The organism is Streptomyces sp. NPDC014656, assembly GCF_043084305.1.
GTDB lineage: Bacteria > Actinomycetota > Actinomycetes > Streptomycetales > Streptomycetaceae > Streptomyces.
Window position 1 is genome coordinate 54,309 of sequence record NZ_JBIBZN010000024.1, and the last position, 17,865, is coordinate 72,173.

The 17,865-nt window shown below is 72.5% G+C and carries 16 protein-coding genes; 9 read left to right on the forward strand and 7 right to left on the reverse strand.

The genetic code is table 11. The features are described from left to right. Nucleotides 1-70: 70 nt before the first annotated feature. A complete protein-coding gene (locus tag ACF1ED_RS35285) occupies nucleotides 71-3,205 on the forward strand; it encodes a sacsin N-terminal ATP-binding-like domain-containing protein (RefSeq protein WP_391767443.1) in 3,135 nt (1,044 codons plus the stop codon). Nucleotides 3,206-3,237: 32 nt separating this feature from the next. Here the strand turns inward: ACF1ED_RS35285 and ACF1ED_RS35290 are convergent, their stop codons facing one another. Continuing rightward, nucleotides 3,238-5,667 carry an HAD-IC family P-type ATPase gene (locus ACF1ED_RS35290; protein ID WP_391767444.1) on the reverse strand — a complete coding sequence of 810 codons (2,430 nt, stop codon included), beginning with the start codon at nucleotides 5,665-5,667 and terminating at the stop codon, nucleotides 3,238-3,240. 88 nt (nucleotides 5,668-5,755) lie between these two features. Further along, nucleotides 5,756-6,049, reverse strand: coding sequence for a DUF2530 domain-containing protein (locus ACF1ED_RS35295; RefSeq protein WP_391767445.1), 294 nt, complete (start codon nucleotides 6,047-6,049; stop codon nucleotides 5,756-5,758). Nucleotides 6,050-6,239: 190 nt separating this feature from the next. Between ACF1ED_RS35295 and ACF1ED_RS35300 the strand changes: the two genes are divergently transcribed. After that, the gene (locus tag ACF1ED_RS35300; protein WP_391767446.1) at nucleotides 6,240-7,691 is read left to right on the forward strand and encodes an NCS2 family permease; all 1,452 of its coding nucleotides are present in this window, start codon (nucleotides 6,240-6,242) and stop codon (nucleotides 7,689-7,691) included. Here ACF1ED_RS35300 and ACF1ED_RS35305 read toward each other — a convergent pair. Continuing rightward, nucleotides 7,661-7,906 (reverse strand): hypothetical protein, encoded by a 246-nt coding sequence (locus ACF1ED_RS35305; protein ID WP_043226831.1) that lies wholly within the window; start codon nucleotides 7,904-7,906, stop codon nucleotides 7,661-7,663. The genes ACF1ED_RS35300 and ACF1ED_RS35305 overlap by 31 nt on opposite strands. A gap of 189 nt (nucleotides 7,907-8,095) precedes the next feature. On the opposite strand from ACF1ED_RS35305, the gene ACF1ED_RS35310 reads away from it, so the two are divergent. The 3 genes from ACF1ED_RS35310 (at nucleotide 8,096) to ACF1ED_RS35320 (ending at nucleotide 10,593) form a co-directional block, all read left to right on the forward strand. Next, entirely contained in the window at nucleotides 8,096-8,539 is a 444-nt protein-coding gene (locus ACF1ED_RS35310) for a MarR family winged helix-turn-helix transcriptional regulator (protein ID WP_043226797.1), read from the forward strand. 26 nt (nucleotides 8,540-8,565) lie between these two features. Then, complete coding sequence (locus ACF1ED_RS35315) at nucleotides 8,566-9,927, forward strand: MFS transporter (RefSeq protein ID WP_391767447.1); 1,362 nt, start codon at nucleotides 8,566-8,568, stop codon at nucleotides 9,925-9,927. A 159-nt stretch (nucleotides 9,928-10,086) separates the two neighbouring features. Beyond that, nucleotides 10,087-10,593 (forward strand): lamin tail domain-containing protein, encoded by a 507-nt coding sequence (locus ACF1ED_RS35320; protein WP_391767448.1) that lies wholly within the window; start codon nucleotides 10,087-10,089, stop codon nucleotides 10,591-10,593. Nucleotides 10,594-10,625: 32 nt separating this feature from the next. Here ACF1ED_RS35320 and ACF1ED_RS35325 read toward each other — a convergent pair whose 3' ends face one another. Next, nucleotides 10,626-11,138 carry a GNAT family N-acetyltransferase gene (locus ACF1ED_RS35325; protein WP_391767449.1) on the reverse strand — a complete coding sequence of 171 codons (513 nt, stop codon included), beginning with the start codon at nucleotides 11,136-11,138 and terminating at the stop codon, nucleotides 10,626-10,628. A 34-nt stretch (nucleotides 11,139-11,172) separates the two neighbouring features. Between ACF1ED_RS35325 and thpR the strand changes: the two genes are divergently transcribed. Continuing rightward, on the forward strand, nucleotides 11,173-11,757 hold the full coding sequence (gene thpR / locus ACF1ED_RS35330) for an RNA 2',3'-cyclic phosphodiesterase (protein WP_391767450.1): 585 nt from the start codon (nucleotides 11,173-11,175) through the stop codon (nucleotides 11,755-11,757). Nucleotides 11,758-11,919: 162 nt separating this feature from the next. Next, on the forward strand, nucleotides 11,920-12,909 hold the full coding sequence (locus ACF1ED_RS35335) for an aldo/keto reductase (protein ID WP_391767451.1): 990 nt from the start codon (nucleotides 11,920-11,922) through the stop codon (nucleotides 12,907-12,909). Between the two features lie 202 nt (nucleotides 12,910-13,111). Here the strand turns inward: ACF1ED_RS35335 and ACF1ED_RS35340 are convergent, their stop codons facing one another. Next, complete coding sequence (locus ACF1ED_RS35340; RefSeq protein ID WP_391767452.1) at nucleotides 13,112-13,684, reverse strand: MarR family winged helix-turn-helix transcriptional regulator; 573 nt, start codon at nucleotides 13,682-13,684, stop codon at nucleotides 13,112-13,114. A gap of 26 nt (nucleotides 13,685-13,710) precedes the next feature. Between ACF1ED_RS35340 and ACF1ED_RS35345 the strand changes: the two genes are divergently transcribed. After that, nucleotides 13,711-14,130, forward strand: coding sequence for a carboxymuconolactone decarboxylase family protein (locus tag ACF1ED_RS35345; RefSeq protein ID WP_391767453.1), 420 nt, complete (start codon nucleotides 13,711-13,713; stop codon nucleotides 14,128-14,130). An 81-nt stretch (nucleotides 14,131-14,211) separates the two neighbouring features. Beyond that, a complete protein-coding gene (locus ACF1ED_RS35350; RefSeq protein WP_391767454.1) occupies nucleotides 14,212-14,919 on the forward strand; it encodes a PH domain-containing protein in 708 nt (235 codons plus the stop codon). A 25-nt stretch (nucleotides 14,920-14,944) separates the two neighbouring features. Here the strand turns inward: ACF1ED_RS35350 and ACF1ED_RS35355 are convergent, their stop codons facing one another. Together ACF1ED_RS35355 and ACF1ED_RS35360 are read right to left on the reverse strand one after the other, a co-directional pair. Beyond that, nucleotides 14,945-15,628, reverse strand: coding sequence for a GDSL-type esterase/lipase family protein (locus ACF1ED_RS35355; RefSeq protein WP_391767455.1), 684 nt, complete (start codon nucleotides 15,626-15,628; stop codon nucleotides 14,945-14,947). A gap of 89 nt (nucleotides 15,629-15,717) precedes the next feature. Continuing rightward, entirely contained in the window at nucleotides 15,718-17,865 is a 2,148-nt protein-coding gene (locus tag ACF1ED_RS35360) for a hypothetical protein (protein ID WP_391767456.1), read from the reverse strand.

Consider the following 17,865-nt stretch of genomic DNA (forward strand, 5'->3'; position numbering starts at 1 on the left):
GGTAGGGGGCGGAGCGCGGTAACTTCGGCGCGGAGCCGAAGGCCGCCACGGCAGAGGCCGGCACAGCAGAGTGGAGTCAGACGTGAGCGTCACCGTCCGGACGACGACCGACGGAAGCGACCCCTTCGGCACCGCAAGGCTCCGCAGAGGCGTCCTGGACGCCTGGACCGCCTCCCCCGCCCGCTTCCGCGAGGACGCGAACGCCGAGGAGGACCTCGCCCTCGGCGGCTACCGCGACCGCCTCGTCGTCGAGCTGGCCCAGAACGCCGCCGACGCCGCCGCCCGCGCCGGCACCACCGGCCGCCTGCGGCTGACCCTGCACCCGGCGGACGCCGACAGCCCTGCCGTGCTGGCCGCCGCCAACACCGGCGCCCCGCTCGACGCGGCCGGCGTCGAGTCCCTGTCGACGCTCCGCGCCTCCGCGAAGCGCACCGAGCGGGACGCCACCGCCGCCGTCGGCCGCTTCGGCGTCGGTTTCGCCGCCGTCCTCGCCGTCTCCGACGAACCGGCCGTCCTGGGCCGCCACGGCGGCGTCCGCTGGTCCCTCGCGGAGGCCCGCGAACTGGCCGCGGACGTGGCCCGCCACGCCCCGGGCCTCGGCGACGAACTGCGCCGCAGGGACGGCCACGTACCCCTCCTGAGGCTGCCGCTGCCCGCCGAGGGCTCCGCGCCCGACGGATACGACACGGTCGTCGTCCTGCCGCTGCGCGACGCCGCCGCGCACGGCCTCGCCGAACGGCTCCTCGCGGCCGTCGACGACGCGACGCTGCTCACTCTTCCGGGTCTCTCCGAGATCGTCGTGGAGACGCCCGGCGGGGTCCGCACCCTGACCCGCTCCGAGGCGGACGGCTACGTCCGGATCGAGGACTCGGCCGCCGAGGGCCCGCACCGCTGGCGGACCGTCACCCACACCGGCCCGCTCGACCCCGGCCTCCTCGCGGACCGGCCGGTCGAGGAGCGCCTGCGCCCGCACTGGTCGGTCACCTGGGCCGTCCCCGTGGACGACGCCGGCGCCCCCCGCTACCCGCGCACCGCGCCCGTCGTGCACGCGCCGACCCCCACCGACGAACCGCTCGGCATCCCCGCCCTGCTCATCGCCTCGCTGCCGCTGGACACGGCCCGCCGCCACCCGGCGCCCGGCCCGCTGACGGACTTCCTGGTGCTGCGGGCGGCCGACGCGTACGCCGAACTCCTCGCCGACTGGCGGCCGGTGACGAGCGGGGCGCTCGACCTCGTGCCCGGCCCGCTCGGCAAGGGCCCGCTCGACGGCGCGCTGCGCGACGCGATCCTCGACCGGCTGCCGCGCGTCGCGTTCCTCGCCCCGGCCGTGCCGACGGAGGACCTTCCGGCGCTGCGCCCGATCGAGGCGGAGGTCGTCGAGGGCGCGGGCGCGGAGACGGTCGCGGTCCTCGCCGAGGTCTTCCCGACGCTGCTCCCCGCGGGCCTGGAGCGCCGCCCCGAGCTGCGCACGCTGGGCGTGGGCCGGGTGCCGCTGACGGAGGCGGTGGACCGGCTCGCGGGCGTGGAGCGGGCGCCGGGCTGGTGGCGGCGGCTGTACGACTCCCTGGCCGGCGTGGACCCGGACCGGCTGACCGGCCTGCCGGTGCCGCTGGACTCGGGGCGCACGGCCATCGGCCCGCGCCAGGTCCTCCTGCCGCAGGAGGGCACCCCGGCGGAGCTGGCCCGCCTCGGCCTGAAGGTGGCGCACGCGGAGGCCGCGCACCCGCTCCTGGAGAAGCTGGGCGCGCTCCCGGCGACGCCCCGCGCGGTCCTGACGACCCCCCAGGTGCGGGAGGCGGTCGCGAACTCGATGGACGCGGCCGACGCCTGGGACCTGGACGCGCCGGAGCTGGACGCCGACGAACTGGTGGAGACCGTCCTCGGGCTCGTACGGGACGCGGACCTGGAGCCCGGCGACGAGCCGTGGCTCGCCGCGCTCGCCCTCCCCGACGAGGACGGCGAGACGGCCCCGGCGGGGGAGCTGGTGATGCCCGGCTCGGCGTTCGACCGGGTGATGCGGGAGGGCGAGCTCGCCCACGTCGACGCCGAGCTGGCCGACCGCTGGGGCGAGGCCCCGCTGGCGGCCTGCGGCGTCCTCGCGGACTTCGCGCTGGTCCGGGCCACGGACCTCGTCCTGGACCCCGACGACCTGGAGCCCCGGGAGGGCGACTACCCGGAGCCGGACGACGCGGGCCTGCTCGACGCGGTCGACGTGTGGTGCGAGGACGTCCTGGACCGGCTGCCGGAGACCCCCGTGCCGCCGGTGGCGACGGAGATCGTGGCCGTGCGGGACCTGGACCTGGTCGACGACGACGCCTGGCCGCAGGCCCTCGCGCTCCTCGCGCGGCCGCCGTTCCGGGACGCCCTGACCCAGCCCGTACGGGTCCTCCTCCCGGACGGCACGACGGAGACGGTCCGCTCCTACACGGCCTGGTGGCTGCGCGACCACCCCGTCCTCGGCGGCCGCCGTCCGGCGGGCCTGCGCGCGGAGGGTTCGGACCCGCTCCTCGCCGGGCTGTACGACCCCGCCGACGCGACCGGCTTCGAGGACGAGCAGGTCCTGCGGGCGCTGGGCGTCCGCACCTCGGTGGCGGCCCTCCTGGACGAGCCGGGCGGCGCGGCGGAGCTCCTGGCCCGTCTGGCCGACCCCGCCCGCGAGGTCACCGGCCCCCAGCTGCACGCCCTGTACACGGCCCTGGCGGACCTCGACCCCGACCAGGTCACCCTCCCCGACGAGCTCCGCGCGGTCGTGGACGGCGAGCTGGTGGTGGTCGACGCGGCGGACGCGCTGGTGGCCGACGCCCCCGACCTCCTCCCGCTCACGGCGGGCCTGCCGCTGCTCCCGGTCGCCCCGTCGCGGGCGGCGGACCTGGCGGAGCTCCTCCAGGTCCGCCGGCTCGGCGAGGCGGTCGAGGCGGAGGTCACCACGGAGGGCGAGGAGCACGAGGTCCCGGCCTCGGTCCACGCCCTCCTAGGCCCGTCGACCCCCGCCACCTACTTCGAGCACGGGGAGCTCCGGGCGGGCGGCACCGAACTCGACTGGCGCCGCGCCCCCGACGGCACCCTCCACGCCGCCACCCTCGAAGGCGTGGCCGCCGCCCTGGCCTGGGCCACCGCCCAGTGGCCCCGCCGCTTCGAGGTCGCGGCCCTCCTGGAGGACCCCACCCGTACGACGGAGCTGGCCCGCGACCGCTGGTTCGACTGACGCGGCCCCGGCGCGGGGGCGGGGTCCGTCCCCTACGCCGGGAAGCGGTGGTCCACCCAGCGCCAGGCCAGTTCCAGGACGGCCGCGCCGGCCGCCGCGATGCCGACGGCCGCCCACGGCATGGTCGTGCCGACGAGCTTGAGGGCGAAGAAGTCCTGGAGCCAGGGGACGACGAGGACCAGGAGGAAGGCGCCGCCCATGGTGGCGACCAGGGCGATCCGCCACCAGGTGTAGGGGCGGGCGATGATCGCCAGGACCCACATGGAGACGAGGAAGAGGGTGAGGGTCGCGGCGCTGGTCTCGGCGCCGAGGGCGTCCGCGCCGCTGTAGTGGTGGCGGGCGAGGAGGTAGGTGGTGAAGGTGGCGGCCGCCGCGACGACGCCGCCGGGGATCGCGTACCGCATGACCCGCCGGACGAAGTGCGGCTTGGCGCGTTCCTTGTTGGGGGCGAGGGCGAGGAAGAAGGCCGGGACGCCGATCGTGAGGGTGGACAGCAGGGTCAGGTGCCTCGGGAGGAAGGGGTACTCGATCTGGGAGACCACGACCAGGATCGCCAGGAGCACCGAGTAGACCGTCTTCGTGAGGAAGAGGGTCGCCACCCGGGTGATGTTGCCGATGACCCGGCGGCCCTCCGCGACGACCGAGGGGAGCGTCGCGAAGGAGTTGTTCAGGAGGACGATCTGGGCGACGGCGCGGGTCGCCTCGGAGCCGGAGCCCATGGAGACGCCGATGTCGGCGTCCTTGAGGGCGAGGACGTCGTTGACGCCGTCGCCGGTCATGGCGACCGTGTGTCCGTGGGACTGGAGCGCGGCGACCATGTCCCGCTTCTGCTGCGGGGTGACCCGGCCGAAGACCGCGTTGCCGTCGAGGACCTTCGCCATCTCCTCCCGCTCGGCGGGGAGCGTGCGGGCGTCGACGGTGTGCTCGGCGCCGGGCAGGCCGAGCTTGCCGGCGACCGCGCCGACGGAGACCGCGTTGTCGCCGGAGATGACCTTGGCGGCCACGTCCTGGTCGGCGAAGTAGGCGAGGGTGTCGGCGGCGTCGGGCCGCAGCCGCTGTTCGAGGACGACGAGGGCGGTGGCGCGGGCGTCCTTCGCGACGTCGGGGGAGTCGAGCTCGTGGACGGTGCGGGCGAGGAGGAGGACCCGCAGGCCCTGCTCGTTCAGCCGGTCGATGTCGGCGAGGGCCGGGTCGCCGGCCGGGAGGAGGACGTCGGGGGCGCCGAGCAGCCAGGTGGACTCCTCGCCGTCGCCCTCGCTGAAGGCGGCGCCGCTGTACTTGCGGGCGGAGGAGAAGGGCAGCGACTCGGTGCAGCGCCACTCCTCGGTGTCGGGGCAGGCGGCGATGACGGCCTGGAGGGAGGCGTTGGGGCGCGGGTCGGACTCGCCGAGCGCGCCGAGCACCTTGCGCACGTAGGTCTCGTCGGCGCCGTGCAGGACGCGGACCTCGGTGACGTCCATGCCGCCCTCGGTGAGGGTGCCGGTCTTGTCGAGGCAGACGACGTCGATCCGGGCGAGGCCCTCGATGGCGGGCAGCTCCTGGACGAGGCACTGTTTGCGGCCGAGCCGGATGACGCCGATCGCGAAGGCGACCGAGGTGAGCAGGACGAGCCCTTCGGGGATCATCGGGACGATGCCGCCGACGGTCCGGGCGATGGAGTTCTTGAGGTCGTTGTCCTTGACGACGAGCTGGCTGATGATCAGGCCGATCGCGGTCGGCACCATCATCCACGTCACGTACTTGAGGATCGTGGAGATCCCGGAGCGCAGCTCGGAGTGGACGAGCGTGAAGCGGGACGCCTCCTCGGCGAGCTGTGCCGCGTAGGCCTCGCGGCCGACCTTGGTGGCGGTGAAGGCGCCGCCGCCGGCGACGACGAAGGAGCCGGACATGACGGGGTCGCCGGGGCGTTTGACGACGGGGTCGGCCTCGCCGGTGAGGAGGGACTCGTCGATCTCCATGCTGTCGGCCTCGGCGACGACGCCGTCGACGACGACCTTGTCGCCGGGGCCGAGCTCGATGAGGTCGCCGAGGACGATCTCGGAGGTGGAGATCCCGGCGGCGCGTCCGTCGCGCCGGACGGTGGGTTTCGCCTCGCCGATGACGGCGAGTCCGTCGAGGGTCTTCTTGGCGCGGAGTTCCTGGATGATGCCGATGCCGGTGTTGGCGACGATCACGAAGCCGAAGAGGCTGTCCTGGATCGGGGCGACGATCAGCATGATCACCCAGAGGACGCCGATGATCGCGTTGAAGCGGGTGAAGACGTTGGCCCGGACGATGTCGGTGGTGGAGCGGGAGCTGCGGACGGGGACGTCGTTGACCTCGCCGCGGGCGACGCGTTCGGCGACCTCGGCGGCGGTGAGTCCGGCGGGGCGGTGGACGACGGGCGGTTCGGTCTCCGCCAGGGTGTCCGGGGTGTCCCCGGTTCCGCCGCCGCCCGTGTCGATCTTCGCCCGCTGAGTCATGTTCTCGACGGTACGACCGGTCCTGGCCGTTCACCTGCCGAGAGGGGCGAAGATCCGACCGGGGGAGGAGGGGGATCGTCCTCCGGTGCTACGCGGCGGGGGTGCCGCCGGTGTCCTGGGCGGTCCGGGCGGCCTGCGCCGCCCGGTGCCGCTCGATGGCGGCGTCGCGCTTGCGGACGTACCAGATGCCGATGAGGCCGAGGCCGGCGCCGGCGAGGCAGGTCCACACCCACCAGGTGAGGTCGCGGTCGTCGAACCAGCCGTAGAAGGGGACCTGGACGAGGAAGAGGACGAACCAGAGGATCGTGCCGCCGGTGATGGTGCCGACGACGGGCCCCTCCAGGGGTTCGGGTGCCTCGTGCTTGGGTGTCCACTTCGCCATGGGGTCAGTCTAGGCGGCGGGGTTCGGGGGCCCGGAGGGCCCGTCCCGGGGCGCCTCCGTCCGTTCTACGCGCGGAGATGGACTCTCCCTCGTTCATGTGTTCATACTGAAACGGTTTGCCTATGGCGGGTTTCCTTCGTATGAACCGCCAAAAGGACTTCTGGACTTTCCCGAAGAGGAACCCACTTCCATGAGCACCACGGCCGCCGCCAAGGCCTCCGCCCCCGAGCCGCAGGGTCCCCAGGAACCCGCCTCGGCCCTCGACCGCTACTTCCGGATCTCCGAGCGCGGCTCCACCGTCGCCCGCGAGGTCCGGGGCGGTTTCGCCACCTTCTTCGCGATGGCCTACATCATCGTGCTGAACCCGATCATCCTCGGCAGCGCCAAGGACATGTACGGGCACCAGCTCGACGGCGGCCAGCTCGTCACCGCCACCGTCCTGACGGCGGCCTTCTCGACCCTCCTCATGGGCGTCATCGGCAACGTCCCGATCGCCCTCGCCGCCGGCCTCGGCGTCAACACGGTCGTCGCCCTCCAGCTCGCGCCCAGGATGTCCTGGCCGGACGCCATGGGCATGGTCGTCCTCGCCGGCATCGTCGTGATGCTGCTGGTGGCGACCGGTCTGCGCGAGCGGGTCATGAACGCCGTCCCGGTCGGCCTGCGCAAGGGCATCGCGATCGGCATCGGCCTCTTCATCATGCTGATCGGCCTCGTCGACTCGGGCTTCGTCTCCCGCATCCCCGACGCCGCGCACACCACCGTCCCGCTCCAGCTGGGCACCGGCGGCCACCTCACCGGCTGGCCGGTCCTGATCTTCGTCCTGGGCACCCTGCTCACCCTCGCGCTGATCATCCGCAAGGTGCCGGGCGCGATCCTCATCTCGATCGTCGTCATGACGATCGCGGCGATGGTGATCAACGCGGTGGCGGACATCCCGTCCTGGGGCCTGACCACCCCGGAGTGGCCGGGCAACCCGGTCGCCTCCCCGGACTTCGGCCTGGTCGGCGAGGTCAGCCTCTTCGGCGGCTTCGCGAAGGTCGGCTACCTCACCGGCGTGCTCTTCGTCTTCACCGTCCTGCTGTCCTGCTTCTTCGACGCCATGGGCACGATCCTGGGCGTCGGCGACGAGGCCAAGCTGATCGACAAGGACGGCAACTTCCCGGGCATCAACAAGGTCCTGCTGGTGGACGGCCTCGCCGTCGCCTCCGGCGGCGCGACCTCCTCGTCGGCCACCACCTGCTTCGTGGAGTCCACGGCGGGCGTCGGCGAGGGCGCCCGCACGGGCCTCGCCTCGGTCGTCACGGGCGGTCTGTTCTCGGTGGCGCTGTTCCTCACGCCGCTCGCGACCATGGTGCCGTCGCAGGCGGCGACCCCCGCGCTGCTCGCGGTGGGCTTCCTGATCCTGGCCGGGTCGGTCAAGGACATCGACTGGGCCGACTACACCATCGCGGTGCCGGCCTTCCTGGCCATGACGATGATGCCGTTCACGTACTCGATCACGAACGGCATCGGCATCGGCTTCATCAGCTTCAGCGTGCTGCGTCTGGCGGCCGGCCGGGGCCGTGAGGTCCCGGTGGCGATGTACGCCGTGTCGGCGGTCTTCGTCTTCTACTACGCGATGCCGGCGCTGGGCCTGACCTGATCGCGCGGGGCGGCGCCGGTGCCGGGAGGCTCCGGCTCCGCCCCGTAGAACTTCTCCGTCTCCTCGACGGCGGTCTTGAACCGCTCGTCGAAGTCCTCTCGAATGAGCGTCCGGACGACATAGTCCTGGACGCTCATTCCTCTTTTGGCGGCGTGACCCTTGAGCCGGTCGAGCAGCTCACTGTCGATACGCAGGCTGAGCACTGTCGATCCCATGTGCTCAGCGTCGGGGCTGTCGGGGCTTCTTTGCGTCACTTTCCGGATCCAGCTCACTCATTTGGGTGATACATGGATACCTCTCCGTGACCTGGAGCGATGTGACTCGTGCCCCAACGGGGGCGTGACATGTGCGACACGCGAGCATTCCAGTGGTCTTTAGCGAGAGTAATGAGTTAGGCTAACTACATGCCCGATCTGTCCCACGGCACCGCCGACGACGCCGCGGCCGTGAACGCGATCCGCTCGTCCGTCATGCGGCTGAGCCGACGCCTCAAGCACCAGCGCGTCGACGAGTCGCTGAGCCCGACCGAGATGTCGGTGCTCGGCACCCTGGCCCTCTGCGGCTCCGCCACCCCCGGTGAGCTGGCCCGCAAGGAGCACGTACAGCCGCCGTCGATGACCCGCATCGTCGCCCTGCTCGAAGCCAAGGGACTGGTCAGGCTGGAGCCGCACCCCGATGACCGCCGGCAGAAGGTGGTCAGCCAGACCGAGCGGGCCGAGGCCATGCTCGAAGACGCCCGCCGCAAGCGGAACGCCTGGCTGGCCTCCCTCGCCGAGGGCCTGGACGAGGACGAGTGGGCCGTACTGCGCGCGGCCGCTCCTGTCCTGGAGAAGCTCGCCCACCTGTGAACCGAGCGCCAAGGAGGCGACGCACTTTGAGCACGGGACCCGGAGCAGACTCCGCCCCCGTCCACAAACCCACGACTACCCCGAAGACCCGGGGCGGAGGGTCCCGCAAGGGAACCTTCTCCTCGCTCTCGATCCGGAACTACCGGCTGTTCTTCACCGGAGCGATCGTCTCCAACACCGGTACGTGGATGGCCCGGATCACCCAGGACTGGCTGGTCCTGAGCCTCACCGGCTCGGCCGCCGCCGTCGGCGTCACCACGGCCCTGCAGTTCCTGCCGATGCTCCTCTTCGGCCTGTACGGCGGCGTCATCGCCGACCGCTACCCGAAGCGGCGCCTGCTGCTCGTCAGCCAGGCCGCCCTCGGCCTGTGCGGGCTCGCGCTCGCCGCGCTCACCCTCACCGGACAGGTGCAGGTCTGGCACGTCTACCTGATCGCCTTCCTGCTCGGCATGGTGACCGTCGTCGACAACCCGGCCCGGCAGTCCTTCGTCTCCGAGATGGTCGGCCCCGACCAGCTCCGCAACGCCGTCTCGCTCAACTCGGCGAACTTCCAGTCCGCCCGGCTCGTCGGCCCCGCCGTCGCCGGCGTCCTGATCGCCGGGGTCGGCAGCGGCTGGGCCTTCCTCATCAATGGCCTCTCCTTCCTCGCGCCGCTGGCCGCCCTCTGGCTGATGCGCACGAGCGAGCTGCACAAGGTCGAGCGCGCCCCGCGCGGCAAGGGCCAGCTGCGGGAGGGCCTGCGGTACGTGGCGGGCCGGCCCGACCTGATCTGGCCGATCGTCCTCGTCGGCTTCATCGGCACCTTCGGGTTCAACTTCCCGATCTGGCTGACCGCCTTCTCCGAGGAGGTCTTCCACGTCGGCGCCGGCACCTACGGCTTCCTCAACACGCTGATGGCGGCCGGCTCCCTCGCGGGCGCCCTGCTCGCGGCCCGCCGCGGCTCGACCCGGCTGCGGATGCTGGTGATCGCCGCGGGCGTCTTCGGCGTCCTGGAGGTCGTGGCGGCGCTCTCGCCGTCGTTCTGGCTCTTCGCGCTGCTGCTCGTCCCGATCGGCATGATCGGCCTCACGGTGAACATCACCGCGAACTCCGCCGTCCAGATGGCGACGGACCCGGCCATGCGGGGCCGGGTGATGAGCCTCTACATGATGGTCTTCGCGGGCGGCACGCCGATCGGCGCGCCGCTGCTGGGCTGGGTCACCGACACGTACGGCGCCCGCGTCGGCTTCGCGACCGGCGGCCTGGTGTCGCTCGCCGCGGCGGCCGTCATCGGCCTCGTCCTGGCCCGCATCGGCAACCTGAAGGTGGCCATGGCCTGGCGCCACGGCCACCCGTCCGTCCGCTTCGTGCCGCGCGCCGCCCCGCAGCGGCTGGCCACGGCGGCCTGAGCGCCGGAAGCCCGGAGAGAGGGGCGGGCGGAAGTCACCGACTTCCGCCCGCCCCTCTCTCCGTCCCGGCCCCGTCCCGAAATGAACGAAAGGCCAACGGGATGTGGTGATCCTGTGTATGTTGAGCCGTCAATCACAGGCACCACAAGGGGGATTCCCTTGCGTACCCGCACCATTCGTCCCGTCATAGCCGCGGCCCTCGGCACCGGCGCCCTCGCCACCGTCCTCGTCGCGACCCCGGCCCAGGCCACCGAGTACTCCTCGTACCTGAAGATCGCCGGCGTCCAGTACGACGCCCCGGGCCGGGACAACAACAGCTGCACGACCGGCAACACCAAGGACGAGTTCGTCACGATCAGGAACTTCTCGCGGACCGCCCGGGTGAACCTCAAGGGCTACGTCGTGAAGGACGCGGTCGGCAACAGCTACACCTTCCGCCTGAACCACTACCTGGAGCCCGGCGACCACGTGAAGCTGCGCGGCGGCAGGGGCACCGAGTCCGACGGGGGCAACGTCGCCTACCGCAACAACTGCAACTTCATCTGGAACAACGACCGCGACACGATCAAGCTGATCAAGCCCGGCGGCGCCGCCGCGGACACGCACTCCTACACCAAGACCGCGAACGACCGCGACGGCAACGGCTTCATCACCTTCCACAGCTGAGCCGCCCCCGGGCCGGGGGCCTCACGCCCCCGTCACACCCGCATCTCCAGCACCTGGCCCGGCCAGTCACCGACCGTGAACGGGTCGGTGCGGGTGAAGCCCTGGCGTTCGTAGTACGTGACGAGGCGGCCCTCGCTGCCCGCGAAGCAGTCGACGCGGAGCAGGGAGACTCCCGCGCGGCGGGTCTCCTCCGCCGCGTGGGAGAGCAGGGCCGCGCCGACCCCGAGGCCGTGGAACCGTCCGTGGGTGGCGAGGTAGCGGACGTACCGCTCCGGCTCCGGGGCCGGCGGGACGTACGCACCGGGGTGCGGGGTCAGCGTGAGGGTGCCGGCCGGGACGCCGCCGACCTCGGCGATCCACGGGTCGCCCTCGCCCATCACCCGCCCCACGTGCTCCACGGTCTTCGGCCGGGCGGTGAAGGGATCGGTGCCCCACTGGGCGGTGATCCCCTTGCCGTTGAGCCAGACGACGGCGCTGTCGAGTATCCCGAGGACGGCCGGCAGGTCCGCCGGACCGCCCCGCCTGATCTTGATCGCGTTGTCCATCCGGCCGAGGCTATCCGCTGCCACACTGGCGGTCATGAGGCTTTTCGCCGCCGTCCTGCCGCCCGCCGGAGCGCTCGCCGAGCTGGGCGCCGTCGTCGACGGGCTGCACGCCCTGTCCGGCGCCGACGCCCTGCGCTGGACCTCCCGCCCCGGCTGGCACTTCACGCTCGCCTTCATGGGGGAGGTCGGGGACGCCCCGCTGCCGGAGCTCCGCACCCGGCTGGCCCGCGCCGCCCACCGCACCCCGCCCTTCGGCCTGCGGCTGCACGGCGGCGGGCACTTCGGCCGCCGCGCCCTGTGGACCGGGGCCGCCGGCGAGCTGGACGTACTGCGGCTGCTGGCCGAGCGCGCCGACGCGGCGGCCCGCCGGGCCGGGATCCCGATGGAGGAGCACCGCCGCTACCAGCCCCATCTGACGATCGCCCGGGCCCGCGGCGAGGGCGCCCCGATGGCCCCCTTCCTGGACGCGCTCGCCGGCTTCGAGGGCACCCGCTGGCAGGTGGGCGAGCTGGCCCTGGTCCGCTCGAACCTGCCGGTGAGCGGGGTGCCGGGGGAGCGGCCGCGCTACGAGACGGTGGAGGTCTGGCCCCTGGAGGGGAGGGGGGAAGGGGCGGGTTAACCTCGGAGGGTGGATCCGAAGACTCGTAACCAGATCATGGCCGGTGTGCTCGTATTGATGTTCGCGATCATCGCGGTGGCCTCGGTGGTCGGCCAGTAGCACCTCCCGCCCCCCCGGTAAGCCCTTGCTTCGAGTGTGCTCCAACGAGTTGGCTTGTGCCCCATGGAGTACACGCAGCTCGGACGCACCGGACTCAAGGTCAGCCGCCTCGTCCTCGGCACGATGAACTTCGGCCCGCAGACCGACGAGGCCACCAGTCACACGATCATGGACGCGGCGCTCGACGCCGGCCTGAACTTCTTCGACACGGCCAACGTCTACGGGTGGGGCGAGAACAAGGGCCGTACCGAGGAGATCATCGGCTCCTGGTTCGCGAAGGGCGACGGCCGCCGCGACAAGACCGTCCTCGCCACCAAGGTGTACGGGAACATGGGGCCCGACGGCGAGGCGTGGCCGAACCACGACAAGATCTCCGCGCTCAACATCCGCCGTGCCGTGGACGCCAGCCTCAAGCGGCTCGGTACGGACTACATCGACGTCTACCAGTTCCACCACGTCGACCGCTCCACCCCCTTCGACGAGGTGTGGCAGGCGATCGACGTCCTGATCGGCCAGGGCAAGATCCTCTACGCCGGCTCCTCCAACTTCCCCGGCTACAAGATCGCCCAGGCCAACGAGGCCGCCGCCCGCCGCGGCATGGTCGGCCTGGTCAGCGAGCAGTGCCTCTACAACCTCTACGAGCGGCGCGCCGAGATGGAGGTCATCCCGGCCGCCCAGGAGTACGGCCTCGGGGTCATCCCCTGGTCGCCGCTGCACGGCGGCCTCCTCGGCGGCGTCCTGAGGAAGGAGACCGAGGGCAAGCGCCGCACCGAGGGCCGCGCGGCGGAGACGCTGGCCGACCCGGTGAAGCGGGCGCGGTTCCAGGCGTACGAGGACCTGCTCGACAAGCACGGGCTCGCCCCCGGCGAGGTGGGCCTGGCCTGGCTCCTCACCCGCCCCGGCGTGACCGGCCCGATCGTCGGCCCGCGCACCCCGGAGCAGCTGGCGGGCGCACTGCGCGCGCTGGAGCTGGAGCTGTCGGAGGAGCTGCTGGCCGAGCTGGACGCGATCTTCCCGGGCCCGGGCCCGTCCCCGGAGGCCTTCGCCTGGTAGCGGGCGGGCCGGCCCTCCCCCAGGGGCTCGCCCCGCCGGGCCGTACGGGGCACGTCCTGCCGGGCCCGTACGGGCTATGCCCTACCGAGCCCGTACGGGCTGTGCGCCGCCGGGTCCCGTACGGGCTGTGCGCCGCCGGGTCCCGTACGGGTTGCGCGCCGCCGGGCCCGTACGGGTTGCGTCCCGCCGGGTCCCGTACGGGCTACGCCCCGCCGAGCCAGCTGGTGGCGTCGAGGCGGAACGCCGTCTCCTCGGGGACGACGTTCCGCAGGTCCGCCTCCAGGGCGCGGACGCGGTCGGTGCCGAGGGCGGCGCACCACTCGGCCCGCAGCTCGTCGAAGACGGCGGCGGAGCGGGCGAGGGCGTCGTGGCCGCGCGGGGTGAGGTGGACGAGTTTGCGGCGCGCGTCGGCGGGGTCGTCGGCGCGCCGCGCGTATCCGAGGGCGAGGAGCCGGTCGACGGTCTTCCCCGCGGCCTGCTTGGAGACGCCGAGCCGCCGGCCGATCTCGCTGGCGGTGGCGCCCCGGACGCCGATGGCCTGCATGGCGAAGCCGTGGGCGGGGCGCATGTCGGGGTGGCCCTCGGCGGCGAGCCGGGCGTGCAGCCGGTCGATGAGGGTGCGGAAGCCGCCGAAGAGGAGCAGGGGCAGCTCGTAACCGGGGGCGTCGGCGGGCAGCGGGGCGGGGGGAACGCCCGGAGTCCCGGGAACCCCCTTGCCCGAATCGACAACCTGGTTTACGTTTTCTCCATCGACATGGTCAACCATGTTGTCCATCGTAGTCCGCAGCAGGGGGAACCGTCATGCCGCACACCGCTCTCGCCGCCCGCACCGCCGAGGCCGTCGCCACCCTCAAGGCCCAGGCCCCGCAGGTCCTCGACGCCTTCCTCACCCTCTCCGGGATCTTCGAGTCGACCACCCTCGACCCGCACTCCCGCGAGACCGTGATCCTCACCGTCGCCACCCGCAACCAGTGCCACCTCTGCGTCGACGTGCACGAGGCGAAGTACGCCGCCCTCGGTCCCGCCCCCTCCGCCGAACGGCTCGACGCCGTCAGGGCGTTCACCCTCCAGGTTCTCGCCTCCTCCGGCGCGGTGTTGGACGCCGAGCTGGCCGCCTTCGAGGCCGCCGGCTACACCCGCCAGAACGCCCTGGAGGTCGTCCTCGGCATCGGCGCCTACACCCTCTCCACCTTCGCCAACCGGCTGGCCCGGGTGGCCTGATTAGCGAACTCCCTTCCATGGCAAGCCCGTTGGGCCCTACCCTGCTCTCGTCGGATCGTTCAACGATCGAACGGGGAAGCCATGACAGCGAGTTCCGCCCTGCCCCGCACCTACCGGATCAAGCCGGGAAAGATGACCGCCCTGTACGTCGCGGCGGGACTCGGCCTCCCCGCCGCACTGATCCCGCTCTACACCGAGGAGTCCATCCCCGCCTGGGTGAAGTGGCTCGTCACCTGGGCCGTCCTCGGCTTCGTCGGCTGGATCGCCTACGCGTCCCGGAACCTCTCCACCACCGCCGACCGGCAGGGCATCCGCGTCCGCGGCTTCTTCCGGCGGCGGCGGATCGCCTGGGCCGACATCCAGGACATCCGCGCCGTGCCCAACCCCTCGGCCGCCCTGGCCCAGGGCCAGCCCCAGGTGATCTCGTACGCCTACGAGCGCGACGGCCGCCGCGTCCAGCTCTACTACCTCGACGACCAGCACGTCCACGTCGAGCGGGAGATCGAGGCCCTGCGCGCCGCCTGGCAGCGGCTGCGCGGCGAGGACTGGACCGAGGACGCGGCGGCGGCCCGGCGCATCGACCGGCGCTCCTCCCGCGAGCTCGCCCTGCTCAGGGCCATGAGCTGGTCGATGTTCTCGGTGCTCGGCTTCACGGTCCTCTTCGTCGTCCTGCTGATCACGGACAACGTCTTCCTCGGCCCCGAGTGGATCCTCATCGGCCCGGTGCTCGTCTTCCTGGCGGTCTGGCTGGGCGGCAGCCTGTTCGGGACCGGCGACGACGAACGGTGACGGCGACGGACACTGACGGCGCCGGTCAGTGCGGGCGGTAGGGCCCGCCGTACCCCCACGCCTGGTGCATCGCGTCGGCGAAGGCGGCGGCCAGCTTGTGCTCGCCGCTCGGGCTCGGGTGCGTGCCGTCGTACGTGTCCGTCCGCAGGTCGTACGAGTCCGGCACCGACGCCGGCAGCAGCGGCGAGGCGGCCGTGTCGAGATCGGCGACCGCCTTGGCCAGCAGCTCGTTGAAGCGGGCGCACTCGGCGGCGAAGGCGGCGTCGTAGGCGGCCCGGACGTTGGGGATCACGGGCAGCAGCACGGCCCGGACCCGCGGGTTCGCGGCCCGGGCGGCGGCCACGAACGCCCGCACGTTCTCCTCGGTCTGCTCGCTGTTGGTGTAGAAGCCCAGGTCGATCAGGCCGAGCGAGACGAGGAGCACGTCGGCGCGGGCCGCGGCGACGGCCTCCCCGATGACCGGGGCCATGTGCAGCCACCCCTCGCCCCACCCGGCCAGGTGCCGGCGGGCGGCGGCCGGGAACGCGGGATCGGCGTACCCCTGCGGGTCCCCCGCCTCCCCCTCGGGCACGTACAGCCCGTCCCGGGGCCCGACGATCCCGTACCCGCCGGGCAGCACCCGCTCCAGGTGCTCCCACATGCGGTACCGCCAGGTCCAGTCGCCGGCGCGCCCGATGGTCATGCTGTCGCCGACGAACAGAAAACGCATGCTCCCATCATCCCGGACCCCGCCCGTGACCTGCGACGTGACGCGGGACACGGGCGGGACGGGAGCGGGGACGGGGAGCGGAACGGGGCTTAGAAGAAGGTCTTGTAGGTGGTGGAGTCGGTGCGCAGGGGGAGGGGGACGGCCCGCTCGAAGGGGCGGGTGGTGCTGTTGGCCCCGTAGTAGCGCGCGGAGCCGGAGGGGCCGACGGCGAGGACGTCGGTCACGGGGTTCCAGTAGTTCTTTCCGGCGGAGACGATCTGGGTGTACTTCTGCCAGCCGCCGCCGATCTTGCGGCGGGCGGTGAAGGTGCCGTCGCCCTTGCCGAGGTAGAGCCAGAGGACGCCGTCCTTGTCGCGGGCGAGGAGGTCGCCGCCGGTGGCTCCGGCGATGTTGCCGGGTGCGGTGAGGAGGTTGTACTGCCCCCAGCCACTGCCGACCCTCTTGCGGGCCTTGAAGGGGGCCTTGGCGTCACCCGTGGACGCGTAGAACCACAGGACGCCGGCGGTGTCGGTGGCGAGGAGGTCGCCGCGGCCGTCGCCGTTGAGGTCCGAGCCTCCGACGATCTTGTTGTAGATCTGCCAGCCGCCGCCGATCTTCGTGCGGGGCAGCAGTTCCTGCTTCTCGCTCTGGTAGAGCCAGAGCACGCCGTCGCGGTCGCGCCCGACGAGGTCGTCGGCCGCGCCGCCTGCCAGGTTCCCCGGAGTGGCCATCAGGGTGTACGTGTTCCACCCGCCGGTGCCGAGGAGCTCCGGGGTCGGCTTGGTGAGGGGCTGGCAGTCCGTCTCGTAGCACTCCAGGTCGGTCCGCATGCCCGTCAACTCGCTCATCTCGTAGGCGAGGAGCCTGCCGGAGCCGTCGCGGACGAGCGCGTCGGCGCCACCGTTGTCGTTGAAGTCGCGCGGCTGCGGGGGGCGGGCCATGGTGAGGGTGCCCGTCCGGACGACGGACGGCCCGAAGGGCTCCCGCGCCGGGGTGGCGAGCATCTTCCACGTGTACGTGCCGTTGTAGGCGCCGAAGTGACTGAGCAGCTTGCCGTCCCAGGTGACGGACGGCTCGGGGTACTTGCTGTAGATGGTTGTCGTCAGACCGGTGGCGGTGTGGGTCAGCGTGAAGCCGACGGTCGCCGACCCGTCGCCGAGATCCCAGCTGAACCTTGTGAAGCCGCTGGTCCGGCTCGGCACCGAAAGGCTCCTCAGGGTGAGCTCCTGGCCGTCGGGGACGTCCGCCACCATGGTCGCCTTCGGCTCGCCGTCCGTGCCGAGGTCGACGCGGAAGAAGCCCCAGTCGCCCGCCGTGCTGATGCCGCCCACGAGGAGCGTGCTGTCGGGGCCGGGCGTGACCTGGCCCGCGGAGTGGAAGGGCTCGACCGTGTGGCCGTCCTTCCGTGACCGGAGGACGAGCCGACCGGAGTCGTGGACCGCGAGCCAGTCGTCACTGAAGGCGAGCGTGGCCCGGCCGGGCACGGTCTCGGACGCCCCGGTGTGCCGGTCGACGATCTTGGTGCCGCTGTCGGAGGTCTTCCAGGCGATGTGATCCGGTGTCACCTGGGGCAGGTCGAAGGCGTAGCCCGTGTCGTACAGCCCGGTGACGGTGGCCGTGGGCACGTCGATCACGGCGTCCCGGAACCTGGCGGCGTCGTCGCTGCTCAGGCGGACCGCGATCGTGCCGGGAGCCGAGGAGGAGACGCCGGTGATTGTTCCGGAAGGCAGCCCGGTGACCTTGCGCTCGACGGTCTGGCCGCCCGGTTCACGGCTGACGAGGTGGAGGGTCCCGGCGGCCTTGTCGATCATCACGAGCGTCGAGCCGTTGACCTCGCTCAGGGCGTACGGGCTGTCGATGACGACCGGGTCGCCGCCCTTCGCCATGTCCCGGACGGTGTAGCGGTTGTCCTTGTACCCCACCACGACGTCGCCTGCCGTGGCGCCCATGTAGCGGGTCCCGTCGGTCCCGCCCGGGAGCGGCACGGAGGTCCCGTCGTACCGCGTCCAGGCGGCGGCGTATGCCGGGTAGTCGCTGTGGACGGTGAGGAAGCCGGCGGCACCGACGCTTTGGGTGAAGCTCTGCGCGGTGAGCACCGGCAGCGTCGTCTCGGCCGTCGCCTCCTGCGCCAGCGCGGCGGGCGCAGCCGTCGCGACGCCCGGACCGGCCACGGTGGCGGCGAGGGTGACGGCCAGGGCGGCGGTCAGCCGGAGCCGGGACGACGGGCGGATGCGGGTACGGACGCGGGCGCGGGACAA